Source organism: Enterobacter sp. DN (assembly GCF_046054285.1).
GTDB lineage: Bacteria > Pseudomonadota > Gammaproteobacteria > Enterobacterales > Enterobacteriaceae > Enterobacter > Enterobacter hormaechei_C.
In genome coordinates, this window is record NZ_JBJJTG010000004.1 from 260,054 (window position 1) to 285,300 (window position 25,247).

Consider the following 25,247-nt stretch of genomic DNA (forward strand, 5'->3'; position numbering starts at 1 on the left):
CCTGCTTTTGTAGGCCGGGTAAGCGTCAGCGCCACCCGGCGCGCAGACCGCACAGAAATAACGAGGTAAACCGTGGCGAAAGCTCCAAAACGCGCATTTGTCTGTAATGAATGTGGTGCGGATTATCCGCGCTGGCAGGGGCAATGCAGCGCCTGCCATGCCTGGAACACCATCACCGAAGTGCGTGGTGTGGCGGCTTCGCCGAGCGTGGCCCGCAATGAACGGCTGAGCGGCTATGCGGGCAATGCAGGCGTGTCGAAGGTACAAAAACTTTCGGATATCAGCCTGGAAGCGCTGCCGCGCTTTTCCACCGGATTCAAAGAATTTGACCGCGTGCTCGGCGGTGGCGTAGTGCCGGGCAGCGCCATTCTGATCGGCGGTAACCCGGGCGCGGGTAAATCGACCCTGCTGCTGCAAACGCTCTGCAAGCTCGCCGAACAGATGAAAACCCTGTACGTCACGGGGGAAGAATCACTTCAGCAGGTGGCGATGCGCGCGCACCGCCTCGGCCTGCCGACCGGCAATCTGAATATGCTTTCGGAAACCAGCATCGAGCAGATCTGCATGATCGCCGAAGAAGAGCAGCCGAAGCTGATGGTGATTGACTCCATTCAGGTGATGCATATGGCTGACATTCAGTCGTCACCGGGAAGCGTGGCGCAGGTGCGTGAAACCGCGGCCTACCTGACGCGCTTTGCCAAAACGCGCGGCGTGGCGATTGTGATGGTTGGTCATGTGACCAAAGACGGCTCGCTGGCGGGACCGAAAGTGCTTGAACACTGTATCGACTGCTCGGTGATGCTCGATGGCGATGCGGATTCCCGTTTTCGTACCCTGCGCAGCCATAAAAACCGCTTTGGCGCGGTGAATGAGCTGGGCGTGTTTGCCATGACCGAGCAGGGGCTTCGCGAAGTCAGCAACCCGTCGGCCATCTTCCTGAGCCGTGGCGACGAGATCACGTCCGGTAGTTCGGTGATGGTGCTGTGGGAGGGGACGCGTCCGCTGCTGGTTGAAATTCAGGCGCTGGTGGATCAATCGATGATGGGCAACCCGCGGCGCGTGGCGGTCGGTCTGGAACAGAACCGCCTGGCGATCCTGCTGGCGGTGCTGCACCGTCACGGCGGTCTGCAAATGGCGGATCAGGATGTGTTCGTCAACGTGGTTGGTGGGGTGAAGGTTACGGAAACCAGCGCGGACCTGGCGCTGCTGCTGGCGATGGTCTCCAGCCTGCGCGACAGGCCGTTGCCGCAGGATCTGGTGGTGTTTGGCGAGGTGGGGCTGGCCGGCGAGATCCGCCCGGTGCCGAGCGGTCAGGAGCGTATCTCCGAAGCGGCAAAACATGGCTTCCGCCGCGCGATTGTTCCGGCCGCCAACGTGCCGAAAAAAATCCCGGAAGGGATGCAGGTTTTTGGCGTTAAAAAACTCGCAGATGCGTTAAATGTCTTTGACGACTTATAATTACGTATTCGATTTTGCAGGAGGCACCGTAATTTATGTCATCATTTGACTACATCAAGACCGCTATCCGCCAGAAGGGCTGCACGTTGCAGCAGGTGGCGGACGCCAGCGGCATGACCAAGGGCTATCTGAGCCAACTGCTGAACGCCAAAATCAAAAGCCCCAGCGCGCAGAAGCTGGAAGCGCTGCACCGTTTTCTGGGGCTTGAATTTCCGCGGATGCAAAAGAACATTGGCGTGGTGTTCGGTAAGTTCTACCCGCTGCATACCGGGCATATCTATCTGATCCAGCGCGCCTGTAGCCAGGTCGACGAACTGCATATCATCATGGGTTATGATGAAACCCGCGATCGCCAGCTGTTTGAAGACAGCGCCATGTCGCAGCAGCCCACCGTGCCGGACCGCCTGCGCTGGCTGCTTCAGACCTTTAAGTACCAGAAAAATATACGCATTCATGCTTTTAACGAAGAGGGCATGGAACCGTACCCGCACGGCTGGGACGTGTGGAGCAACGGCATCAAAGCGTTTATGGAAGAGAAGGGCATTGCGCCTAACTGGATCTACACCTCTGAAGAGTCCGACGCGCCGCAGTTCCGTGAGCATCTGGGCATTGAGACGGTGCTGATCGATCCTAAACGCACCTTCATGAACATCAGCGGGGCGCAGATCCGCGAGAACCCGTTCCGTTACTGGGACTACATCCCGACCGAGGTGAAGCCGTTCTTCGTGCGTACGGTGGCGATCCTCGGCGGCGAGTCGAGCGGGAAATCGACGCTGGTAAATAAGCTGGCTAACATCTTCAATACCACCAGTGCGTGGGAGTATGGCCGCGATTACGTCTTCTCACACCTTGGCGGCGACGAGATGGCGTTGCAGTATTCCGACTACGATAAAATCGCGCTCGGTCATGCCCAGTACATTGATTTTGCGGTGAAATACGCCAATAAAGTCGCCTTTATTGATACCGATTTCGTCACCACGCAGGCGTTCTGCAAAAAGTACGAAGGGCGCGAGCACCCGTTTGTGCAGGCGCTGATTGACGAATACCGCTTTGATCTGGTGATCCTGCTGGAAAACAACACCCCATGGGTGGCCGACGGCATGCGCAGCCTGGGCAGCTCGGTGGACAGGCGGGAGTTCCAGACCATGCTGGTAGAGATGCTTAACGAGAACAACGTTGAGTTTGTGCATGTGGAAGAGTCGGACTACGATTCCCGCTTCCTGCGCTGCGTCGAGCTGGTGAATGAGATGATGGGGGAGCAGGGTTAATAACTTCCCCTCTCCCACCAGGAGAGGGGACTTTAATCTCCCTCTCCCAAAGGGAGAGGGCCGGGGTGAGGGAATCAGTCCACTCAATACTCAACCACCACCTTCCCACGCATATGCCCCTCCAGTACCCTGCGGTGCGCTTCGGTAATGCTTTCCACGCTTAGCCCGTGCAGCGTTTCGCTGAGCGAGCTTTCCACCACGCCGTTATCCACCAGCTTCGCCACCTCATCTAAAATCTCACCCTGACGCGCCATATCCGCAGTCTGGTACATGCTACGGGTGTACATAAACTCCCAGTGCAGGGCGGCAGATTTGGACTTCAGCTTGTCCTGGTTCAGCGGATGCGCGTTTTCAACGATGGAACAAATGTCTCCCTGAGGGGCAATCAGATCGCTGACCGCATCCCAGTGCCCGTCGGTATCGTTGAGGATAAAAATGTAATCCACAAAGGTGAGCCCCTGTTTCGCCAGTTCACCCTTCAGGTCGCGGTAATTTACAACAATGTCAGCCCCGCGATCGCGACACCACTGGGCGGAATCTTCTCGTGAAGCGGTTGCGACGATCTTCACCTTGCTGTTGTGCTTCGCAAACGGGATCGCCAGCGATCCGACTCCACCCGCGCCGCCAATTATCAGCAGCGTTTTATCTGCGTCGGCATCCTGAATCTTCAGCCGTTCAAACAGGCCTTCCCACGCGGTAAGCGCCGTCAGCGGCAGTGCTGCCGAGGCGGCCCAGTCAAGGCTTGCAGGCTTGTGCCCGACAATGCGCGCATCGATCAGCTGGTGCGTGGTATTACTGCCCGGACGGGTGATATCCCCCGCGTACCACACTTCGTCACCCGGTTTGAATCCGGTGACGCCAGCCCCAACGGCTTGTACGATACCGCTGGCATCCCACCCGAGAATGCGCGGCTCCTTCAGTCCGCTTTTGGCAATGCCTGCATGTACCTTGGTGTCCACCGGGTTTACGGAGACGGCTTTTACCTCCACCAGCAGATCGTGTTCACCGGGCTGCGGCATCGGCGGAGTGATTTCAACGAAGGTGGACGGATTTTCCGGGTTAACGGCAATGGCTTTCACTGACATGGTGTGCTCCTCAATGGCATGCGTTTTGTTGAGGCTAGTCTATTAAGTGGTCAGCTGCATGATAAGATGGACAATCCAGAACTCAGCGTTCGTACAGGGTGAACAATCATGTTTAAACAGCTTCAGGATATGGCGCTGTTTGCGCTGGTGGCTGAGATGGGCAGCTTTACCGCGGCGGCGCAGAAGGCGGAACTGCCGAAATCCAGCGTCAGCCAGCGGATTAGCCAGCTGGAGCAACAGGTGGGGATCCGTCTGTTGAATCGCACCACGCGCAGAATAAGCCTGACGTTTGCGGGCAAACACTATCTGGTGCACTGTCGTGAAATGCTGGCGGCCAGCGAGCGCGCGGAGTATGCCATTCAGCGGCTGCGCGAAAACCCCAGCGGGCGGCTGCGGATCACCTGTCCGGCGGGAATTGGCGCGACGCTGCTGGCGCATATGAATGCGGAGTTCCAGCTTCGCTATCCGGACGTGTCGCTGGATGTGTCGATCTCAGACGATGTGGTGGATCTGGTCGAGTCTGGCTTTGACGTGGCGCTGCGCACCGGCAAACCGCAGGATTCTTCCCTGATTGGCCGCATGATTGGGCACTGTCCGCGCTACATGCTGGCCTCGCCCCACTACCTGGCGCGTCGGGCGCCGTTAATCCATCCCCGACAGCTGGTGGATCACCGCTGCATTACGCACCGGGCATGGTCAGAGTGGCTTCTGCGAAGCGAGAATGAGGATTACCGCTACCTGCCGGATAACGCCCACATGACGGATAACCTGGTGTACGCCCGGGAATGCGCCATTGCCGGGGCGGGGATCACGCTGTTACCCGCATTCCTGCTGGAAGATAAGATCGAAAAGGGCGCGCTGGTGAAGGTGCTGTCGGCGTGGAGCGTTGAGGGAAACGATCTCTGGCTGGCCTACCCGAGCCGTAAGCTCAATTCGCCTGCGCTGATGAGCTATATCGACTTTGCGATGCAGTTTGATGAGGTGAAGCGGTATTACGTGGGCAAATAAAAAAGCCGGGTGCGGCTTCGCCTTACCCGGCCTACACACTGTGCGGCCTGATGCCCTCACCCTGGCCCTCTCCCACGGGGAGAGGGTACAAACATAAAAAACGGCAACCGAAGTTGCCGTTTTGCTTTTATTTCGCAATACGCTTGTACTTAATACGCTTCGGCTCCAGCGCGTCTGCGCCCAGCGTGCGTTTCTTGTACTCTTCGTATTCGGTGAAGTTACCTTCGAAGAACTCCACCTTACCTTCGTCCTGGTAGTCCAGGATGTGGGTTGCGATGCGGTCCAGGAACCAGCGGTCGTGCGAGATAACCATCGCGCAGCCCGGGAACTCCAGCAGGGCGTTTTCCAGCGCGCGCAGGGTTTCGATGTCCAGGTCGTTGGTAGGTTCATCAAGCAGCAGAACGTTGCCGCCAACCTGGAGCAGCTTCGCCAGGTGCAGACGACCGCGCTCACCGCCGGACAGCTCGCCCACGCGTTTGCCCTGGTCAGTGCCCTTAAAGTTAAAGCGGCCAACGTAAGCGCGGCTTGGCATCTCGGTGTTGCCGATACGCATGATATCCAGACCGCCGGAAACCTCTTCCCACACGGTTTTGCTGTTATCCATTGCGTCGCGGAACTGGTCCACGGAAGCCAGCTTCACGGTTTCACCCAGGGTGATAGAGCCGCTGTCAGGCTGTTCCTGACCGGACATCATGCGGAACAGGGTCGATTTACCTGCGCCGTTCGGACCGATGATGCCAACGATAGCACCTTTCGGCACGGAGAAGGTCAGGTCGTCGATCAGCAGACGGTCGCCGTAGGACTTACGCAGGTTGGTCACTTCAACCACTTTATCCCCCAGACGTGCGCCAGGTGGAATAAACAGTTCGTTGGTTTCGTTACGTTTCTGGTATTCAGTGTTGTTCAGCTCTTCGAAGCGTGCCAGACGGGCTTTGCCCTTAGACTGACGGCCTTTCGCGCCCTGACGCACCCACTCCAGCTCTTTCTCAATAGACTTACGACGAGCCGCTTCCTGAGAAGCTTCCTGCGCCAGACGCTGATCTTTCTGCTCCAGCCAGGAGGAGTAGTTGCCTTCCCAAGGAATACCTTCGCCGCGGTCCAGCTCCAGGATCCAGCCTGCGACGTTGTCGAGGAAGTAACGGTCGTGGGTAATCGCCACAACGGTGCCTTCGAAGTCGTGCAGGAAGCGCTCCAGCCACGCCACGGATTCCGCATCCAGGTGGTTAGTCGGTTCGTCGAGCAGCAGCATGTCTGGTTTTTCCAGCAGCAGGCGGCACAGCGCCACGCGGCGGCGTTCACCACCGGACAGGTTAGCGATTTTCGCATCCCAGTCCGGCAGACGCAGGGCATCGGCCGCGCGCTCCAGCTGCACGTTCAGGTTGTGACCGTCGTGCGCCTGGATAATCTCTTCATACTTGCCCTGTTGTGCAGCAAGTTTGTCGAAGTCCGCATCCGGTTCGGCGTATTTGGCATACACTTCATCCAGACCTTTCAGCGCGTTAACCACCTCGGATACCGCTTCTTCAACGGATTCACGCACGGTGTGTTCCGGGTTCAGCTGAGGTTCCTGCGGCAGGTAGCCGATCTTAATGCCAGGCTGCGGACGGGCTTCACCTTCGATGTCTGTATCGATGCCGGCCATGATGCGCAGCAGGGTGGACTTACCGGCACCGTTGAGACCCAGAACACCGATTTTTGCGCCCGGGAAGAAGCTCAGCGAGATATTTTTAAGAATATGACGTTTCGGCGGGACAACTTTGCCGACACGATGCATGGTATAAACGAATTGAGCCACGTTGGACTTCGCCTCTTTTATCGTGATGAGAATGAATTTCAGCCTCGAAGTGTAGCCTTTTTCACGCCCTAATCCCAGCCAGGAACGTCGGGAGTGTTAAAACGCGCAAGAAAGGTAAAAAAGTGTCCATGACGTGGCGCGTTGTGGGATGCCTGGTTAGCATAAGTTGATGTAACTTTGACGTGGCAAGACGCTGCAACTGACGAAAAACAATGAGGAAGAGCTTGTGGAAAAAGCCAAACGGGTGGTCTGGCGTCTGCTGGCTGCCAGCGTATGCGTAATGGCGGTAAGCCAGGCGGTGCATGCCGATTCACTGGATGAACAACGTAACCGCTATGCCCAGATTAAACAGGCATGGGACAACAAGCAGATGGATACCGTGCAGGCGCTGATGCCGACGCTGAAGGATTATCCGCTGTATCCGTATCTTGAGTATCGCCAGATCACGGACGATCTCATGAATCAACCGACCGTCACCGTGAATAACTTCATTCAGGCGAACCCGACCCTGCCGCCTGCGCGCACCCTGAAGTCCCGGTTTGTGAACGAGCTGGCCCGCCGCGAAGACTGGCGCGGCCTGCTGGCTTTCAGCCCGGATAAACCGGGCGCGACGGAAGCGCAGTGTAATTACTATTATGCGAAATGGGCGACCGGTCAGCAGGAGGAAGCCTGGACCGGCGCGAAAGAGCTGTGGTTGACGGGCAAAAGCCAGCCAAACGCCTGTGACCCGCTGTTCAGCGCCTGGCGCGCCTCGGGCAAGCAGGATCCGCTCTCTTACCTGGAACGTATTCGCCTGGCGATGAAGGCCGGAAACACCCGGCTGGTCACCGTGCTGGCGGGCCAGATGCCCGCAGATTATCAGACCATTGCGTCTGCCGTTATCGGTCTGGCAAACGATCCCAATACCGTGCTGACGTTTGCGCGTACCACCGGCGCGACCGATTTTACCCGCCAGATGGCGGCGGTGGCCTTTGCCAGCGTGGCGCGTGATGATGTGGAAAACGCCCGGCTGATGATCCCGCAGCTGGTGCAGGCCCAGCAGCTTAATGACGATCAAACTCAGGAGCTGCGCGATATCGTTGCATGGCGACTGATGGGGACAGATGTCACCGACGAACAGGCGCGCTGGCGTGACGATGCGGTGATGCGTTCGAACTCTGTCTCGCTGGTGGAGCGTCGCGTGCGCATGGCGCTGGGAACGGGCGATCGTCGTGGCCTCAATACCTGGCTGGCGCGTCTGCCGATGGATGCCAAAGAGAAAGATGAATGGCGTTACTGGCAGGCGGACATGCTGCTGGAACGTGGTCGTGAAGATGAAGCCAAAGAGATCCTCCACTCCCTGATGCAGCAGCGCGGATTCTACCCGATGGCGGCGGCGCAGCGTCTGGGCGAGGAGTACACCCTGAAGATCGACAAAGCGCCAGCCAACGCGAACCCGGCGCTGACGCAGGGGCCGGAAATGGCGCGCGTGCGCGAGCTGATGTACTGGAATCTGGATAATACCGCGCGCAGCGAATGGGCGAATCTGGTCACCAGCCGTACCACCGATGAGAAAGCGCAGCTTGCCCGCTATGCATTTGATAATCGCTGGTGGGATCTGAGCGTGCAAGCGACGATCGCCGGCAAACTGTGGGATCATCTCGAAGAGCGTTTCCCGCTGGCTTATAAGGATCTGTTCGATCGCTACACCAGCGGCAAAGATATTCCGCAAAGCTATGCGATGGCCATTGCCCGTCAGGAGAGCGCCTGGAACCCGAAAGTGCGTTCTCCGGTGGGTGCCAGCGGCCTGATGCAGATTATGCCGGGTACCGCGACGCACACGGTGAAGATGTTTAATATTCCAGGCTACAGCAGCCCGTCCCAGCTGCTGGATCCGGAGACTAACATCAACATCGGTACCAGCTACTTGCAGTACGTCTATCAGCAGTTCGGTAATAACCGTATTTTCGCGTCAGCGGCGTACAACGCCGGGCCTGGCCGCGTGCGGACATGGCTTGGCAACAGCGCAGGGCGCATCGACGCCGTGGCGTTTGTCGAGAGCATTCCGTTCTCGGAAACGCGCGGCTATGTGAAGAATGTGCTGGCTTATGACGCCTACTATCGCTACTTCATGGGGCAGAAAGATACCCTGATGAGCGATGCCGAGTGGCAGAGACGTTACTGATCGGCGCGGGTTGTGTTATGCTGTACTCGCTAATGAGTACAAGAGGCAGCATAACATGACCCAGCATTCCCCGTATTCCTCGGCCATGGCCGAACAGCGTCATCAGGAGTGGCTTCGTTTTGTGGAGTTGCTCCGCCAGTCTTACGACAAAGATCTGCATTTACCGTTGCTACAGCTGATGCTGACGCCCGATGAACGCGAAGCGCTGGGCACGCGGGTACGCATTATTGAGGAACTGCTGCGCGGCGAAATGAGCCAGCGCGAGCTGAAAAACGAGCTGGGCGCGGGCATCGCGACCATCACCCGTGGTTCAAACAGCCTGAAGTCGGCGCCGGTTGAACTGCGTCAGTGGCTGGAAGCGGTATTGCTGAAAAACGCCGGATGACGGCTTCGCCTTATCCGGCCTGCAAACTTAACGATAAATCGCGTTATGGAACGGACTTAATGCCAGAATAACGGCCTGGTGGTAAACGCCTGAACGCGTAAGCTTGCCACCCGTAAAGACGCCAATCGCCCCCTCTTTACGACCAATTTCATCAATGCCGGTGTAGTGCGACATTACCGGCCCCAGCGCCTCACCCGCGCGGACTTTCTCCAGTATGACTTCCGGCAGCGGCAGCGTGGCAGAACGCGCTTCGCCGCGCTGCTCACGGCTTTCGATGACAACCCAGCTGAAGGTCGCCCCTTCGTCGATGCCTGCTTCAATCGCGACCCAAAAGTCAGCGTCTGGCGCGGCGGCTTTTGCATTCGCCACGCGATTTCGTGCGCCAGCGCGTGTTTCCTCGCTGCCAAACGGCTGTTCCGGCACACCGCTCTCGACGCCGACGGCGTCAATATGGCAGGATCCTTCGCCGAAGATCTCTTCAAATGCCCTTAGAATTGCCTGAATTTTGGCAGGATTGGTGGTAGCAGAGACAACATGGTGCATAATTAAGCTCGATTTAAAAAATTCATCGCAGTATAACGGAAAAAAAGCATGTTACAGGTATACCTTGTTCGCCACGGTGAAACGCAGTGGAACGCCGAGCGACGTATTCAAGGCCAGTCAGACAGTCCTCTCACCGACAAAGGTGTGCAGCAAGCGTGGCAGGTGGCGGAGCGCGCCAGAACGCTGGGTATCACTCACGTCATCTCCAGTGATTTAGGCCGCACGCAGCAGACGGCACGCATCATCGCCGATGCCTGTGGCTGCGACGTGACACTCGAACCGCGTCTGCGCGAGCTGGATATGGGCGTGCTGGAAAAACGTCCTATCGATACGCTGACGGAAACCGAAGAAGGCTGGCGCCGCACGCTGGTGAACGGCACTGAAGATGGTCGCATCCCTGAAGGGGAATCCATGCAGGAGCTGAGCGTGCGCATGCATGCCGCGCTGGCCGAGTGCCTGAAACTCCCGGCAGGTAGCCGACCGCTGCTGGTAAGCCACGGTATCGCGCTGGGTTGCCTGGTGAGCACCATTCTGGGACTGCCGGCTTACGCCGAACGCCGTTTGCGTCTGCGCAACTGTTCCATTTCCCGTATCGACTATCAGGAAAGTGCCTGGCTGGCATCGGGGTGGGTAGTTGAGATGGCAGGGGACATTTCGCATCTTGATGCCCCTGCACTGGATGAGTTGCAGCGTTAACGACGTACCGGAATCAGGAATTCCATACGCAGATTGATAGGGCCTTCTTCCGGTTTAGCATCTTGCGCCGGATAGTAGCGCTCAATGTCCTGACCTTTACGGCGATTCAGATTCAGCATCGGCATGCAGGTCCCGTAAACGGTCAGGATGAACTCCTGAACGCCCGTTCCTAAACCTTCGTATGAGAACATCACATACTCGCCGCCTTCCAGCACGACAGGCTTCGAGCCATGAATGTAACCGTTCGCCATGTCAGGCGTCAGCGCCGTGGTATAGAACACCTCCTGCTCGTCGTCTTTTTCCTGGCTGGGATGCGTTTCGTTCAGGCCATACAGAATCGGCGGGATCGCCGGAGCATGGCTTAAAAATTCGCGCCAGAACTGAACGCGCATCTGATGGCGGAACTCGGAGATCTGCTCCAGGGAACAGGAGTAGCTCTGCGTGGTGCCGACCAGGTGCGTTTCCGGCAGGGTGATGATTTCATATTTTGGCATCGCAAACTCGCCCAGACGCAGCGGCGGACGCATACCAAAGGAGCTCCAGTCCGGCGAGCGGCGATAAAGCGCTGGCGTTAACGAGAACTGTTTTTTAAAGGCGCGGGTGAAGGTTTGCTGTGAATCGAAGCGATATTGCAGGGCAATATCCAGGATTGGTCGCGCGGTCAGGCGCAACGCGACAGCAGACTTTGATAAACGACGTGCGCGAATATAGGCACCGATAGCATGACCGGTGACATCCTTGAACATCCTTTGCAGATGCCACTTGGAATAGCCTGCTTTTGCCGCCACATTATCCAGTGACAAAGGCTGGTCGAGATGACCTTCCAGCCAGGTGAGCAGGTCGCGAATAATTCCAGCCTGATCCATATACTATCCTCATCCTTAAAACTGCCGCAGGTGCCTGTTTACAGGTTAGCGGATAATAGCATTTTTTGACGTTTTAGCATTCAGTGTTTTTTTTGCGCATAAATGCTTTTTGTAGTGATTTATGTGCGGATATATTCTAATCCTGTGATCTTGCTACATTTTTATCTAACCTGTTGAATAATCGCTCAGCGTAATTTTTATGAATGGTAACAATATGAAATACAAGGTTTTAGTCTTTACAGCACTGGCGCTGATGGCAGGGCGCGTGGCACAGGCGGAGCAAATTGGCTCCGTGGATACTGTGTTTAAAATGTTTGGGCCGGACCACAAAATTGTGGTGGAAGCCTTTGACGATCCGGACGTTAAAAACGTCACCTGCTATGTCAGCCGGGCAAAGACCGGCGGGATTAAAGGCGGCCTGGGGCTGGCTGAAGACACGTCTGACGCGGCCATCTCCTGCCAGCAGGTTGGCCCGGTGGAATTGAGTGATAAAATCAAAAACGGCAAAGCGCAGGGCGACGTCGTATTCCAGAAACGGACCTCGCTGGTGTTCAAAAAGCTACAGGTAGTCCGTTTTTATGACGCGAAGCGTAACACTCTGGCTTATCTGGCTTATTCCGACAAAGTCGTGGACGGCTCACCGAAAAACGCAATAAGCGCGGTACCGATTATGCCGTGGCATTGATAAAAAAAACGGCGCAAATGCGCCGTTTTTTACTGCGTGACGGGAGAATTACTCCTGGAGGTCACCGCAGAAACGATAGCCTTCACCATGGATCGTGGCGATGATTTCCGGCGTATCCGGCGTAGATTCGAAGTGCTTACGAATACGGCGGATGGTTACGTCAACGGTACGATCGTGTGGCTTCAACTCACGACCTGTCATTTTCTTCAGCAGTTCTGCACGGGACTGAATCTTGCCCGGGTTCTCGCAGAAGTGCAGCATCGCGCGGAATTCACTGCGCGGCAGTTTGTACTGCTCACCGTTCGGGCTAATCAGCGAACGGCTATTGATATCAAGTTCCCAGCCGTTGAATTTGTAGCTGTCGACGCTACGACGCTCTTCACTTACCGTACCCAGATTCATGGTGCGGGACAGCAGGTTGCGTGCACGAATGGTTAACTCGCGAGGGTTGAACGGCTTGGTGATGTAGTCATCCGCGCCGATTTCCAGACCAAGAATTTTATCAACCTCGTTGTCACGGCCCGTCAGGAACATCAACGCGACGTTCGCCTGTTCACGCAGTTCGCGCGCCAGAAGAAGCCCGTTTTTGCCCGGCAGGTTGATATCCATAATCACCAGGTTGATATCATTTTCAGAAAGGATCTGATGCATCTCTGCGCCATCGGTCGCTTCAAAGACATCGTAGCCTTCTGCTTCGAAAATGCTCTTTAACGTGTTGCGTGTTACCAACTCGTCTTCAACGATAAGAATGTGCGGGGTCTGCATGTTTGCTACCTAAATTGCCAACTAAATCGAAACAGGAAGTACAAAAGTCCCTGACCTGCCTGATGCATGTCGCAAATTAACATGATCGGCTTAACGTGACTAAAGTACGTAATTGCGTTCTTGATGCACTTTCCATCAACGTCAACAACATCATTAGCTTGGTCGTGGGTACTTTCCCTTTGGACCCGACAGTGTCAAAAACGGCTGTCATCCTAACCATTTTAACAGCAACATAACAGGCTAAGTGACACCGGACACCCAATAAAACTACGCTTCGTTGACATATATCAAGTTCAATTGTAGCACGTTAACAGTTTGATGAAATCATCGTAGCTGAATGCTAGCCTTTGTCACAATTTTTCAATAAACCAACTAGTTGCGGACATTGATTGATAAACGGTACGAATCCAATCAGAAAAGAGTATTCATATGGTCATTATCATTACAAAACATAAGGATAATGGACTTCTGTTAACATTCTAACTGATTGTTCAGCCACAAAATAGTTTAGCTTTTTTTAATTGTTATGAAACGCTATTTCGGTGATTTGTGTTGCAAAATTGTAAATTCGCGCTGCGTAATATGTTGAACTGAATCACATTTTTACCTGCTAACTGATTAAAAAGAGAGCGTAAATGCATCTGTCGATTGTGCTGGTGGCACCAGCAAGAGCTGAAAATATTGGCGCTGCGGCGCGTGCCATGAAGACTATGGGGTTTACCGATTTGCGTATTGTGGACAGCACGGCGCATCTGGAGCCTGCTGCGCGCTGGGTGGCGCACGGTTCGGGTGATATTCTCGATAATATAACCACTTACGCTACGCTCGCCGACGCACTCCACGATATTTCGTTTACCGTCGCGACGACCGCGCGCAGCCGGGCGAAGTTTCACTATTACGCCACGCCTGCTGAACTGGTGCCGATGCTGGAAGAGAAAAGCCAGTGGCTGGAGAAAGCCGCGCTGGTGTTTGGGCGAGAAGATTCCGGGCTGACTAACGAAGAGCTGGAGCTGGCTGACGTGCTGACGGGCGCGCCGATGGTGGCGGATTATCCGTCACTCAATCTGGGGCAGGCGGTGATGGTCTATTGCTATCAATTAGCATCCTTAATACAAATTTCTCAGCCACCGGTGACAGTTTCGGATGAAAACCAGCTGGCGGCACTGCGTGTTCGTGCAAATAACCTTCTTGAGCAGTTGGGCGTCGCTGACGATCAAAAAATGGTGGACTGGTTACAGCAGCGCCTGGGGCGTCTTGAGCAGCGCGACACGGCAATGCTGCACCGATTGCTTCATGATATTGAAAAAAAAATTAGCCGAGTAAAATAGTGTCATAGGTTTTTATTATGGCCGATCCTGCTGATGTCTGGGGTTGCATCTGGGGTATTCCGATGAAAATAAATCTGCCCGCAGCGGGACGTGAGAATATCTCGAATTGTGATCGAATTAAAAATTCATTGACTTAAGGGGCTCGATCCTTTAACCCTAAAAGAATAGAGCACAGACAGATAATAATGACAGAGTACACAACATCCATGAAACGCATCAGCATCACCACCATTACTACAACCATCATCATTACCACAGGTAACGATGCGGGCTGACGCGTACAGGAAAAACAGAAAAAAGCCCGCACCTGAACAGTGCGGGCTTTTTTTTCGGCTAAAGGAAATGAGGTAGAACCATGCGAGTGTTGAAGTTCGGCGGTACGTCAGTGGCAAATGCAGAACGTTTTCTGCGTGTTGCCGATATCCTGGAAAGCAACGCCAGGCAGGGGCAGGTTGCCACCGTGCTCTCTGCCCCGGCCAAAATCACGAACCACCTGGTGGCGATGATTGAAAAAACCATCGGTGGTCAGGATGCACTACCGAACATCAGCGACGCCGAGCGTATCTTTGCCGATCTGCTTCAGGGGCTGGCCGACGCCCAGCCTGGTTTCCCGCTGGCGCAGCTGAAAAGCACCGTTGAACTTGAATTTGCCCAGATTAAACACGTTCTTCACGGTATCAGCCTGCTTGGTCAGTGCCCGGACAGCATCAACGCGGCGCTGATTTGCCGGGGTGAAAAACTCTCTATCGCCATCATGGCTGGCGTGATGGAAGCGCGCGGTCACCACGTGACGGTCATCGATCCGGTTGAAAAACTGCTGGCTGTGGGCCACTACCTTGAATCCACCGTCGACATTGCCGAGTCGACACGCCGTATTGCGGCGAGCAAAATCCCGTCTGACCATATGATCCTGATGGCAGGCTTTACCGCCGGTAACGAGAAGGGCGAACTGGTGGTGCTGGGGCGTAACGGCTCTGACTACTCCGCTGCCGTGCTGGCGGCCTGTTTACGCGCAGACTGTTGTGAGATCTGGACTGACGTCGACGGCGTTTATACCTGCGATCCGCGCCAGGTGCCGGACGCCAGGCTGCTGAAGTCGATGTCGTACCAGGAAGCGATGGAGCTTTCCTACTTCGGCGCTAAAGTTCTTCACCCGCGTACCATCTCCCCGATTGCCCAGTTCCAAATCCCTTGCCTGATTAAGAATACCGGTAACCCTCAGGCGCCGGGCACGCTGATTGGCGCCAGCGCGGATGAAGATGACCTGCCGGTGAAAGGCATTTCTAACCTCAATAACATGGCGATGTTCAGCGTCTCCGGCCCGGGGATGAAGGGCATGGTCGGCATGGCGGCACGCGTCTTTGCCGCTATGTCCCGCAACGGGATCTCTGTGGTGCTGATCACGCAGTCTTCTTCCGAATACAGCATCAGCTTCTGCGTTCCGCAGGGTGATTGCCTGCGTGCCCGCCGCGCGCTGGAAGAAGAGTTCTATCTGGAGCTGAAAGAAGAGCTGCTGGAGCCGCTCTCGATTCAGGAACGTCTGGCGATTATCTCTGTGGTCGGCGACGGCATGCGCACCCTGCGCGGTATCTCCGCCAAATTCTTTGCCGCGCTGGCGCGGGCCAATATCAATATCGTGGCGATTGCCCAGGGCTCATCAGAGCGTTCCATTTCCGTTGTCGTGGATAACGATGACGCCACTACCGGCGTGCGCGTGGTGCATCAGATGCTGTTCAACACCGACCAGGTGATTGAGCTGTTCCTGGTGGGCGTCGGTGGTGTCGGTGGCGCGCTGCTGGAGCAGGTGAAGCGCCAGCAGGAGTGGCTTAAGAAGAAACATATCGATTTGCGCGTTTGCGGCATTGCGAACTCGAAAGCGTTGCTGACTAACGTCCACGGTCTGAATCTGGAAAACTGGCAGGCGGAGCTGGAAGAGGCGAAAGAGCCATTTAACCTGGGCCGCCTGATCCGCCTGGTGAAAGAATATCACCTGCTTAACCCGGTGATTGTTGACTGTACCTCCAGCCAGGCGGTGGCCGATCAGTACGCCGACTTCCTGCGCGAAGGTTTCCACGTGGTGACGCCAAACAAAAAGGCCAACACCTCGTCGATGGATTACTATCACCAGCTGCGGCTGGCGGCGAGTAAGTCGCGCCGTAAGTTTCTGTATGACACCAACGTGGGCGCGGGCCTGCCGGTCATCGAGAACCTGCAAAACCTGCTCAACGCGGGCGACGAACTACAGCGTTTCTCCGGCATCCTCTCCGGCTCCCTGTCGTTTATCTTCGGCAAGCTGGACGAAGGGATGAGCTTGTCGGAAGCCACCCGCGCCGCGCGCGAGCTGGGCTACACCGAGCCGGATCCGCGCGACGACCTCTCCGGCATGGACGTGGCGCGTAAGCTGCTGATCCTGGCGCGCGAAACTGGCCGCGAGCTGGAGCTTTCGGATATCGTGATTGAGCCGGTGCTGCCAGCAGAATTTGATGACAGCGGTGACGTCAGCGCCTTTATGGCCAGGTTGCCGCAGCTTGACGACGCCTTTGCCGCACGCGTTGCGAAAGCCCGTGATGAAGGTAAGGTATTGCGCTATGTTGGCAACATTGAAGAAGACGGCGTCTGCCGGGTGAAGATTGCCGAAGTGGATGGCAACGATCCGCTGTACAAGGTGAAAAACGGCGAGAACGCCCTGGCGTTCTACAGCCATTATTATCAGCCACTGCCGCTGGTGCTTCGCGGCTATGGCGCAGGGAATGATGTGACGGCGGCGGGCGTGTTTGCCGATCTGCTGCGTACCCTGTCATGGAAGTTAGGAGTTTAAGATGGTTAAAGTATATGCCCCGGCTTCCAGCGCCAATATGAGCGTCGGATTTGACGTGCTGGGCGCGGCGGTCACGCCGGTGGACGGTTCGCTGCTGGGCGATACGGTTACGGTTGAGGCGGCAGAGCGCTTCAGCCTGAATAACATCGGCCGCTTCGCCAGTAAGCTGCCGTCTGAACCGCGCGAGAATATCGTTTATCAGTGCTGGGAACGCTTCTGTCAGGAGATCGGCAAAAACGTGCCGGTCGCCATGACGCTGGAAAAGAGCATGCCGATTGGTTCGGGGCTGGGCTCGAGCGCCTGCTCGGTGGTCGCCGCGCTGGTGGCGATGAATGAGCATTGCGGCAAGCCGCTGAACAACAGCCGTCTGCTGGCGCTGATGGGCGAGCTGGAAGGGCGCATCTCCGGCAGCATTCATTATGATAACGTGGCGCCGTGCTTCCTTGGCGGCATGCAGCTGATGATTGAAGAAAATGGCATCATCAGCCAGCAGGTGCCAGGGTTTGATGAGTGGCTGTGGGTGCTGGCCTATCCGGGCATTAAAGTGTCTACCGCCGAAGCGCGTGCGATCCTGCCGGCGCAGTATCGTCGTCAGGACTGTATCGCCCACGGGCGTCATCTGGCGGGCTTTATTCACGCCTGCTACACCCGTCAGCCGCAGCTGGCGGCGAAACTGATGAAAGACGTCATTGCCGAGCCGTATCGCACGAAGCTGCTGCCGGGCTTTAACGAAGCGCGACAGGCATCCATGGATATCGGCGCACAGGCGTGCGGCATCTCCGGCTCCGGCCCGACGCTGTTCGCCTTATGCGACAAGCCAGACACCGCGCAGCGCGTGGCGGACTGGCTCTCTAAACACTACCTGCAAAATCAGGAAGGCTTTGTTCATATTTGCCGTCTGGACACGGCTGGCGCACGAGTACTGGGATAACGAATGAAACTCTACAACCTTAAAGATCATAACGAGCAGGTCAGCTTCGCGCAGGCGGTAACGCAGGGGCTTGGCAAAAATCAGGGGCTGTTCTTCCCCCACGACCTGCCGGAATTTCAGCTGACCGAAATCGATGAGCTGCTGAAGCAGGACTTTGTCACCCGCAGCACCAAAATTCTGTCTGCCTTTATCGGCGACGAAATCCCGCAGGAGCTGCTCGAAGAGCGCGTGCGTGCGGCGTTTGCTTTCCCGGCGCCGGTGAAGCAGGTGGAGCCTGACGTTGGTTGTCTGGAGCTGTTCCACGGCCCGACGCTGGCGTTCAAAGATTTCGGCGGTCGCTTTATGGCGCAGATGCTGACCCACATTAGCGGCGACAAACCGGTGACCATTCTTACCGCGACTTCAGGCGATACCGGAGCGGCGGTGGCCCATGCGTTCTACGGCCTGAAAAACGTCCGCGTGGTGATCCTCTATCCGAAAGGCAAAATCAGCCCGCTTCAGGAAAAACTGTTCTGCACCCTTGGGGGCAACATTGAAACCGTGGCGATCGACGGCGATTTCGATGCCTGTCAGGCGCTAGTGAAGCAGGCCTTCGATGACGAAGAGCTGAAGGCGGCGCTGGGGCTGAACTCTGCCAACTCCATCAACATCAGCCGTCTGCTGGCGCAGATCTGCTACTACTTCGAAGCGGTGGCGCAGCTGCCGCAGGACGCGCGCAATCAGCTGGTGGTTTCCGTGCCAAGTGGGAACTTCGGCGACCTGACGGCAGGCCTGCTGGCGAAATCACTCGGCCTGCCGGTGAAGCGCTTTATCGCCGCCACCAACGCCAACGACACCGTGCCGCGTTTCCTGAAGGACGGAAAATGGGCGCCGAACGCGACTCAGGCCACGCTCTCCAATGCGATGGATGTGTCACAGCCTAACAACTGGCCGCGTGTGGAAGAGCTGTTCCGCCGTAAGGTCTGGCGTCTGGGCGATCTGGGTTACGCAGCGGTGACGGACGAAACCACTAAAGCCACCATGCGCGAGCTGAAAGCGGTGGGCTATACCTCTGAGCCGCACGCGGCGATTGCCTATCGTGCCCTGCGCGATCAGCTTCAACCGGGTGAGTATGGCCTGTTCCTCGGCACCGCCCATCCGGCCAAGTTCAAAGAGAGCGTGGAAGCGATCCTGGGGGAAACGCTGCCGCTGCCAAAAGAGCTGGCCGATCGCGCCGACCTGCCGCTGCTGTCTCATGAGCTGCCCGCAGACTTTGCCGCGCTGCGTAAGCTGATGATGACCCGAGCGTGATTGTGCTGCCCGGTGGCGGCTTCGCCTTACCGGGCCTACAACGGCGAACTCATCGTAGGCCGGGTAAGCGCAGCGCCACCCGGCTTTTTTGTGAAGAAATTAAGGAGAAAAACAGCAGGAAAAAAGCAGAAATTCCCAATAAATGCGGTCACTTAGCGTTTAGGATTGCAGAGAATAACATCCCCCGTCCCCATCACGTACTCTCCTTACATCGGCCCACGTTGGGCAAGAAGAATAAGGAGTCACCTATGTCTACACTGAAACCTGCACTTATCGCGCTTTCACTGATGCTGGTCGCTCCCATGGCGGTGCAGGCAGCTGAGATCACCCTCGTGCCAGCGGTAAAACTGCAAATTGGCGATCGGGATAATAACGGGCACTACTGGGATGGCGGCCGCTGGCGCGACCATGACTGGTGGAAAGCTCACTATGACTGGCGCGATAACCACTGGCGTCCGCACGATGAACATCGCGATCGTGACGATCACCACCGTCATGACGATCGTCGCCCGGGCCCGGACCGGAAGCACCATTAACACAAACCCCGCCAGCTGGCGGGGTTGTCTTTTTATTGCTCGTGACGCTTAAACACCAGCTCGTTTTTTCCTGACGATGCCTCGTCGAAAAAATACCCTTCACTGTTAAAGCCAGTGAGCTGCTCTGGCTTCGTCAGACGGTTTTGAATGATGAAGCGGCTCATCAGACCGCGCGCTTTTTTGGCGTAGAAGCTGATCACTTTAAATTTGCCGTTTTTCTCGTCGAGGAATACCGGCTTGATAATGTCCGCATCCAGCTTCTTCGGCTTCACCGATTTGAAGTACTCATCGGAGGCCAGGTTGATCACCACGTTGTCCCCCTGGGCTTGCAGCGCCGCGTTAAGCTTGTCGGTAATGACATCGCCCCAGAACTGGTACAGATCTTTACCTTTAGCGTTTTCCAGGCGGATACCCATCTCCAGACGATACGGCTGCATCAGATCCAGCGGTCGCAGCACCCCGTACAGGCCGGATAACATGCGCAGATGCAGCTGGGCAAAATCGAAATCGGCTTCGCTAAACGTTTCTGCTTGCAGGCCAGTGTAGACGTCACCTTTGAAGGCCAACAGCGCCTGGCGGGCGTTGGCGGGCGTGAAGTCAGGCTGCCACTCATGAAAACGGGTGGCATTCAGGTCGGCGAGTTTATCGCTGATGCTCATCAGCGAAGCGATTTGCGGAGCCGAAAGCTTACGCGCCTCGTGGATCAGCTGTTGCGAGTAGTCCAGCAATTCCGGCTGGGTATAACGCTCAGTGGCGAGCGGGCTCTGGTAGTCGAGCGTTTTGGCAGGTGAAATCAGAATCAGCATATCCAGTCCTTGCAGGAAATTTAGAGCGACTTTAACAAAAAATCGCCCTGAATTGATCGATAGCTGTTATTGCCGCGGCAAATCATCCCAGGTGCCAGGGGCAATTTGTGACTCGATTTCGGGATAGCGTGAGGCGTCAAAGACGGGCTGTACGCCGAGCTTGCGCTGACGCAGATAATCGCGCGCGATCAGCGCCACAACCGGTGAAAGCAGCAAAATGGCCGTCAGGTTCGTGATGGCCATCAGCGCCATAATGACGTCCGCTATTTGCCAGATCATCGGCATGCTGAGCAGGCAACCTACAAACACCATCGCCAGCACGCCCGCGCGAAGGATGTTGCGGGCCAGACGCGAGTCAACTTTCAGGAAGATAAGGTTGTTTTCGGCATAGATATAGTTCACCGCAATGGAACTAAAGGCAAAAAGTCCCACGACAAGTGCGACAAGGCCCGCGCCCCAGCCGCCGACGAGGGAGACCAGCGCCTGTTGTACCCAATGAATGCCTGCCGTACTACCGGACGGTTGTTCAGCGGCACCGGCCAGTAGCATTATCATCGCGCTGGCGGAGCAGATAACAATGGTGTCTGTGAAGACGCCAATCATCTGTACAATGCCCTGCGCGGCGGGATGCGGAGGCCAGGATGCGGCCGCTGCGGCGGCATTCGGCGTGGAGCCCATTCCCGCTTCGTTGGAGAACATACCCCGCTGAAAACCCGCCGTGAGTGCCTGGCTAAGGGTGTAACCCAGCGCGCCGGAAGCCGCTTCGCGCCAGCCGAACGCGCTTTGGAAAATGGTGACGATGACGTTCGGCACCTCGTCGATATGTATCGCGCATACCATCAGGCTGGTGGACACCCACAGCAGCGCCATCAGCGGAACCAGCCACTGCATCAGGCGGGCAACCCCTTTGAGCCCGGTCACAATGGTCAGCAGGGTGAGAAGGGCAAGCGCGCCGCCCGTCAGCCACTCCGGACAATTGAAGGCAAAGCGCAGCGCGTGGGCGACGGAATTTGCCTGAACGGTATTGAAAATAAGGCCATAGGCAATCAGCAAAAAGATCGAGAACAGAACGCCCATCCAGCGCATTCCCAGCCCGCGAGCCATATACCAGGCGGGACCGCCGCGAAACTGACCTTTGCCGTCTTTTTCTTTGTAGAGTTGCGCAAGCGAGCATTCAGCAAAGGAGGTGGCCATACCGATAATCGCCGTCACCCACATCCAGAATACCGCGCCCGGACCACCCGCGCCGATCGCCAGCGCGACACCGGCCAGGTTACCGCTGCCGACGCGCGCGGCCAGGCTGGTACAGAGCGCCTGAAACGAGGTCAGGCCGCCCGGCTGTGGGGTGACGCTGTTTTTCAGACTTCTGCCAAATTTGCGGATATAGCGAAACTGAATCAGACCGCTGCGCCACGTAAACCAGATACCTGCTCCTGAAAGCAGGTATATCATGATCGAACCCCAGAGGACTTCGTTGATAAAGAAAAAGAAATCAGGCACTAACGTCCCTCTTGTTGATGCCAAAGTGAATATGTAAGCGCTACCACTGATTGTGCATGCTGTTACTTAGCAGCCTGTTAATATTCTGAGTTTATCATACTCTGCCTAAGCGCACTGTCTGCGGTTGCGCTGCCTCTCACTCGTGTTATCATCAGGGCAGACCGGTTACATCCCCCTAACAAGTAAACCTGTCATTTTTCCGCTGCTGGCAAGCTGTCGGTAGTGTGAATTATCCAGGGCACGTTAAAAGAGAAACACTATCATGACGGATAAATTGACCTCCCTTCGTCAGTTCACCACTGTCGTCGCTGACACCGGAGATATCGCGGCAATGAAGCTGTACCAGCCGCAGGATGCCACAACCAACCCTTCTCTGATCCTTAACGCCGCGCAGATCCCTGAGTATCGCAAACTGATCGACGAGGCGGTGACCTGGGCAAAAGCACAGAGCAATGACCGCGCGCAGCAGGTTGTGGATGCTACTGACAAACTGGCAGTGAACATCGGTCTGGAAATCCTGAAGCTCGTTCCTGGCCGTATCTCTACCGAAGTTGATGCTCGCCTGTCCTACGACACCGAAGCGTCTATCGCAAAAGCAAAACGCCTGATCAAACTGTACAACGATGCGGGCATCAGCAATGACCGTATCCTGATCAAACTGGCGTCTACCTGGCAGGGCATCCGCGCTGCTGAGCAGCTGGAAAAAGAAGGCATCAACTGTAACCTGACTCTGCTGTTCTCCTTCGCGCAGGCGCGTGCATGTGCCGAAGCTGGCGTATACCTGATTTCTCCGTTCGTGGGCCGTATTCTGGACTGGTACAAAGCCAACACCGACAAGAAAGAGTACGCGGCGTCTGAAGACCCAGGCGTGATTTCAGTGACTGAAATCTACGAATACTACAAACAGCACGGCTATGAGACCGTTGTTATGGGCGCAAGCTTCCGTAACGTCGGCGAAATCATCGAGCTGGCTGGCTGTGACCGCCTGACCATCGCTCCTGCGCTGCTGAAAGAGCTGGCAGAAAGCGAAGGTGCTATCGAGCGTAAACTGTCTTACACCGGCGAAGTGAAAGCACGCCCTGAGCGCATCACCGAGTCCGAGTTCCTGTGGCAGCACAACCAGGATCCAATGGCGGTAGACAAGCTGGCGGACGGTATCCGTAAGTTTGCTATCGACCAGGAAAAACTGGAAAAAATGATCGGCGACCTGCTGTAATCATTCTGCGTGACCGGGTTCCCGGTCACGCCTCTTTCCCCCGCCTCTGTCTGAATTTTCTCTCTGCGTGTATCATTCCCTTTAACCAGTACTTTTTGAATGGAATGGATATGAATACCTTACGCATCGGCTTAGTGTCGATTTCTGACCGCGCCTCCAGCGGTGTTTATCAGGATAAAGGCATCCCTGCTCTGGAAGCGTGGCTGGGCAGCGCGCTCACTACCCCGTTTGAGATCCAGACTCGCCTGATCCCGGACGAGCAGCCGATCATCGAGCAAACCCTGTGTGAACTGGTGGATGAGATGAGCTGCCACCTGGTGCTGACGACGGGCGGAACCGGCCCCGCGCGCCGCGATGTAACGCCGGACGCGACGCTGGCTATCGCCGATCGTGAAATGCCGGGCTTCGGTGAGCAGATGCGCCAGATCAGTCTACACTTTGTCCCGACGGCCATTCTTTCCCGTCAGGTCGGGGTGATCCGCAAACAGGCGCTGATCCTGAACCTGCCGGGGCAGCCGAAGTCGATAAAAGAGACGTTGGAAGGGGTAAAAGCCGAGGACGGCAGCGTTATCGTCCACGGTATCTTTGCAAGTGTACCGTATTGTATACAACTGCTTGACGGTCCGTATGTGGAAACTGACGGCAACGTGGTAGCAGCATTTCGCCCTAAAAGCGCTCGCCGCGAAACAATCTCCTGAAATTCTTTAAAATGTGACATTAGCGCCAGCCGCGGTAGCGTGTAAATGGATTTACGATATAGTAATTTTTTCTTTACGATTGCTGTAAAAAATAATCCACAACACATGCACAATGGTTCGCTATGTCACATAACACCCGACCTCTGAATCGACAGGACTACAAAACCCTCACGCTCGCTGCCCTGGGCGGCGCGCTGGAGTTTTACGACTTCATCATCTTTGTCTTCTTCGCCGCCGTTGTGGGGGCGCTGTTTTTCCCGGCGGATATTCCGGAATGGCTGCGTCAGGTACAAACCTTCGGCATTTTCGCTGCCGGCTATCTGGCGCGTCCGCTGGGCGGCATTGTCATGGCGCACTTTGGCGATCTGGTCGGGCGCAAGAAGATGTTTACCCTCAGCATCCTGCTTATGGCCGTGCCGACGCTGGCGATTGGGCTTTTGCCTACCTATGAGTCGATGGGCATTATCGCCCCGTTATTGCTGCTGCTGATGCGTATTCTCCAGGGCGCGGCCATCGGCGGGGAAGTGCCTGGCGCCTGGGTGTTTGTCGCTGAGCACGTCCCGGTGCGCCGCATCGGCATTGCGTGCGGAACGCTGACCGCAGGGCTGACGATCGGGATCCTGCTTGGCTCCGTGGTTGCAACCATCATCAATACCAGCATGACGCAACAGGCCGTTCACGACTGGGGCTGGCGTATACCGTTCCTGCTGGGCGGGGCGTTTGGGCTGGTGGCAATGTACCTGCGACGCTGGTTGCAGGAGACGCCAATATTTCTGGAAATGCAGCAGCGGAAGGCGCTGGCGCAAGAACTGCCGGTGAAAACCGTAGTAGTGCGGCATAAAAAAGCGGTAGTGGTGTCGATGCTTCTGACCTGGCTGCTGTCTGCGGGGATCGTGGTGGTCATTTTGATGTCGCCGGTCTGGCTGCAAAAACAGTACGGTTTTGCGCCTGCCGTGACGTTACAGGCGAACAGTATCGCGACAATTATGCTCTGCTTTGGTTGTCTGGCCGCCGGGCTGGCGGCGGATCGTTTCGGCGCAAGCGCGACCTTTATTGTCGGCAGTTTGCTTCTGGCCGCGTCGAGCTGGGCATTTTATCATCTTGCGGGCACCCATCCTGAACAGCTGTTCCTGCTGTACGGTGTCGTCGGGCTGTGCGTGGGCGTCGTTGGCGCCGTACCGTACGTAATGGTCCGCGCCTTCCCGCCGGAGGTACGCTTCACTGGGATCTCTTTCTCTTATAATGTCTCGTATGCCATTTTCGGTGGGCTGACCCCGATTGTGGTGACGGTGTTGATGGGGGTGTCACCCCTTGCACCTGCGTGGTACGTGCTGGCGTTATCGCTGATGGGACTGGTTTTGGGGGTGTGGCTTCGCCAGTCAGAGGGACGTCGTGCCCGCGACGCG

The 25,247-nt window shown here is 56.3% G+C and carries 24 protein-coding genes and 1 other annotated feature; of the genes, 17 read left to right on the top strand and 7 right to left on the bottom strand.

Annotation, left to right across the window (positions count from 1 at the left end; translation table 11 throughout):
- Positions 1-72: 72 nt before the first annotated feature.
- A complete protein-coding gene (radA, locus tag ACJTMZ_RS12150) occupies positions 73-1,458 on the top strand; it encodes a DNA repair protein RadA (protein WP_017383829.1) in 1,386 nt (461 codons plus the stop codon).
- A 35-nt stretch (positions 1,459-1,493) separates the two neighbouring features.
- The gene (nadR, locus tag ACJTMZ_RS12155) at positions 1,494-2,726 is read left to right on the top strand and encodes a multifunctional transcriptional regulator/nicotinamide-nucleotide adenylyltransferase/ribosylnicotinamide kinase NadR (protein ID WP_023303055.1); all 1,233 of its coding nucleotides are present in this window, start codon (positions 1,494-1,496) and stop codon (positions 2,724-2,726) included.
- A gap of 83 nt (positions 2,727-2,809) precedes the next feature.
- On the opposite strand, the gene ACJTMZ_RS12160 is transcribed toward nadR, so the two are convergent.
- Positions 2,810-3,811: a zinc-binding alcohol dehydrogenase family protein gene (locus ACJTMZ_RS12160; RefSeq protein ID WP_047364751.1), complete on the bottom strand. Its 1,002-nt coding sequence runs from the start codon at positions 3,809-3,811 to the stop codon at positions 2,810-2,812.
- 108 nt (positions 3,812-3,919) lie between these two features.
- Here ACJTMZ_RS12160 and ACJTMZ_RS12165 point away from each other — a divergent pair, with 108 nt between their 5' ends.
- Positions 3,920-4,819, top strand: a complete 900-nt coding sequence (locus ACJTMZ_RS12165; protein ID WP_252010799.1) for a LysR substrate-binding domain-containing protein — start codon at positions 3,920-3,922, stop codon at positions 4,817-4,819.
- 127 nt (positions 4,820-4,946) lie between these two features.
- On the opposite strand, the gene ettA is transcribed toward ACJTMZ_RS12165, so the two are convergent.
- Positions 4,947-6,614 carry an energy-dependent translational throttle protein EttA gene (ettA, locus tag ACJTMZ_RS12170; protein WP_006810191.1) on the bottom strand — a complete coding sequence of 556 codons (1,668 nt, stop codon included), beginning with the start codon at positions 6,612-6,614 and terminating at the stop codon, positions 4,947-4,949.
- A gap of 226 nt (positions 6,615-6,840) precedes the next feature.
- Between ettA and sltY the strand changes: the two genes are divergently transcribed.
- Both sltY and trpR read left to right on the top strand, forming a co-directional pair.
- On the top strand, positions 6,841-8,778 hold the full coding sequence (sltY, locus tag ACJTMZ_RS12175) for a murein transglycosylase (RefSeq protein ID WP_045339643.1): 1,938 nt from the start codon (positions 6,841-6,843) through the stop codon (positions 8,776-8,778).
- Positions 8,779-8,833: 55 nt separating this feature from the next.
- On the top strand, positions 8,834-9,163 hold the full coding sequence (gene trpR / locus ACJTMZ_RS12180; protein WP_003856511.1) for a trp operon repressor: 330 nt from the start codon (positions 8,834-8,836) through the stop codon (positions 9,161-9,163).
- A 27-nt stretch (positions 9,164-9,190) separates the two neighbouring features.
- On the opposite strand, the gene yjjX is transcribed toward trpR, so the two are convergent.
- Positions 9,191-9,706 (bottom strand): inosine/xanthosine triphosphatase, encoded by a 516-nt coding sequence (gene yjjX, locus ACJTMZ_RS12185; protein ID WP_015572619.1) that lies wholly within the window; start codon positions 9,704-9,706, stop codon positions 9,191-9,193.
- Positions 9,707-9,754: 48 nt separating this feature from the next.
- Here yjjX and gpmB point away from each other — a divergent pair, with 48 nt between their 5' ends.
- Complete coding sequence (gene gpmB, locus ACJTMZ_RS12190; protein ID WP_006810187.1) at positions 9,755-10,402, top strand: 2,3-diphosphoglycerate-dependent phosphoglycerate mutase GpmB; 648 nt, start codon at positions 9,755-9,757, stop codon at positions 10,400-10,402.
- Here the strand turns inward: gpmB and robA are convergent.
- Entirely contained in the window at positions 10,399-11,268 is an 870-nt protein-coding gene (robA, locus tag ACJTMZ_RS12195; protein WP_003856504.1) for an MDR efflux pump AcrAB transcriptional activator RobA, read from the bottom strand. The two genes, gpmB and robA, sit on opposite strands and share 4 nt — an antisense overlap.
- 214 nt (positions 11,269-11,482) lie before the next feature.
- Between robA and creA the strand changes: the two genes are divergently transcribed.
- Positions 11,483-11,953 carry a protein CreA gene (gene creA, locus ACJTMZ_RS12200; protein WP_032103047.1) on the top strand — a complete coding sequence of 157 codons (471 nt, stop codon included), beginning with the start codon at positions 11,483-11,485 and terminating at the stop codon, positions 11,951-11,953.
- Between the two features lie 48 nt (positions 11,954-12,001).
- Here the strand turns inward: creA and arcA are convergent, their stop codons facing one another.
- Positions 12,002-12,718 carry a two-component system response regulator ArcA gene (gene arcA / locus ACJTMZ_RS12205; RefSeq protein WP_003856501.1) on the bottom strand — a complete coding sequence of 239 codons (717 nt, stop codon included), beginning with the start codon at positions 12,716-12,718 and terminating at the stop codon, positions 12,002-12,004.
- A 95-nt stretch (positions 12,719-12,813) separates the two neighbouring features.
- On the opposite strand from arcA, the gene yjjY reads away from it, so the two are divergent.
- From yjjY to ACJTMZ_RS12240, 7 genes are all read left to right on the top strand, one after another.
- Positions 12,814-12,954, top strand: a complete 141-nt coding sequence (gene yjjY, locus ACJTMZ_RS12210; protein ID WP_001541509.1) for a protein YjjY — start codon at positions 12,814-12,816, stop codon at positions 12,952-12,954.
- 399 nt (positions 12,955-13,353) lie between these two features.
- Positions 13,354-14,046 (top strand): tRNA/rRNA methyltransferase, encoded by a 693-nt coding sequence (locus ACJTMZ_RS12215; RefSeq protein WP_047364749.1) that lies wholly within the window; start codon positions 13,354-13,356, stop codon positions 14,044-14,046.
- 206 nt (positions 14,047-14,252) lie between these two features.
- A complete protein-coding gene (thrL, locus tag ACJTMZ_RS12220; protein WP_015572623.1) occupies positions 14,253-14,321 on the top strand; it encodes a thr operon leader peptide in 69 nt (22 codons plus the stop codon).
- Positions 14,260-14,377 (top strand) — a sequence feature (Thr leader region). It overlaps the preceding gene by 62 nt.
- 24 nt (positions 14,378-14,401) lie before the next feature.
- On the top strand, positions 14,402-16,864 hold the full coding sequence (gene thrA, locus ACJTMZ_RS12225) for a bifunctional aspartate kinase/homoserine dehydrogenase I (protein ID WP_047364747.1): 2,463 nt from the start codon (positions 14,402-14,404) through the stop codon (positions 16,862-16,864).
- Position 16,865: 1 nt separating this feature from the next.
- Positions 16,866-17,795, top strand: coding sequence for a homoserine kinase (gene thrB / locus ACJTMZ_RS12230; protein WP_022650380.1), 930 nt, complete (start codon positions 16,866-16,868; stop codon positions 17,793-17,795).
- Positions 17,796-17,798: 3 nt separating this feature from the next.
- Entirely contained in the window at positions 17,799-19,085 is a 1,287-nt protein-coding gene (thrC, locus tag ACJTMZ_RS12235) for a threonine synthase (protein ID WP_015572626.1), read from the top strand.
- A 248-nt stretch (positions 19,086-19,333) separates the two neighbouring features.
- On the top strand, positions 19,334-19,621 hold the full coding sequence (locus ACJTMZ_RS12240) for a DUF2502 domain-containing protein (RefSeq protein ID WP_015572627.1): 288 nt from the start codon (positions 19,334-19,336) through the stop codon (positions 19,619-19,621).
- A 32-nt stretch (positions 19,622-19,653) separates the two neighbouring features.
- Here the strand turns inward: ACJTMZ_RS12240 and yaaA are convergent, their stop codons facing one another.
- Both yaaA and ACJTMZ_RS12250 read right to left on the bottom strand, forming a co-directional pair.
- Positions 19,654-20,427, bottom strand: a complete 774-nt coding sequence (gene yaaA, locus ACJTMZ_RS12245) for a peroxide stress protein YaaA (protein WP_015572628.1) — start codon at positions 20,425-20,427, stop codon at positions 19,654-19,656.
- Positions 20,428-20,493: 66 nt separating this feature from the next.
- Positions 20,494-21,927 (bottom strand): sodium:alanine symporter family protein, encoded by a 1,434-nt coding sequence (locus ACJTMZ_RS12250; protein WP_017383821.1) that lies wholly within the window; start codon positions 21,925-21,927, stop codon positions 20,494-20,496.
- Between the two features lie 262 nt (positions 21,928-22,189).
- Between ACJTMZ_RS12250 and tal the strand changes: the two genes are divergently transcribed.
- From tal to ACJTMZ_RS12265, 3 genes are all read left to right on the top strand, one after another.
- Positions 22,190-23,143 carry a transaldolase gene (gene tal / locus ACJTMZ_RS12255; protein ID WP_003856481.1) on the top strand — a complete coding sequence of 318 codons (954 nt, stop codon included), beginning with the start codon at positions 22,190-22,192 and terminating at the stop codon, positions 23,141-23,143.
- 110 nt (positions 23,144-23,253) lie between these two features.
- A complete protein-coding gene (gene mog / locus ACJTMZ_RS12260; protein ID WP_003856479.1) occupies positions 23,254-23,841 on the top strand; it encodes a molybdopterin adenylyltransferase in 588 nt (195 codons plus the stop codon).
- Between the two features lie 122 nt (positions 23,842-23,963).
- On the top strand, positions 23,964-25,247 hold a 1,284-nt coding region (locus tag ACJTMZ_RS12265; RefSeq protein WP_045342101.1), incomplete at its 3' end, for an MFS transporter.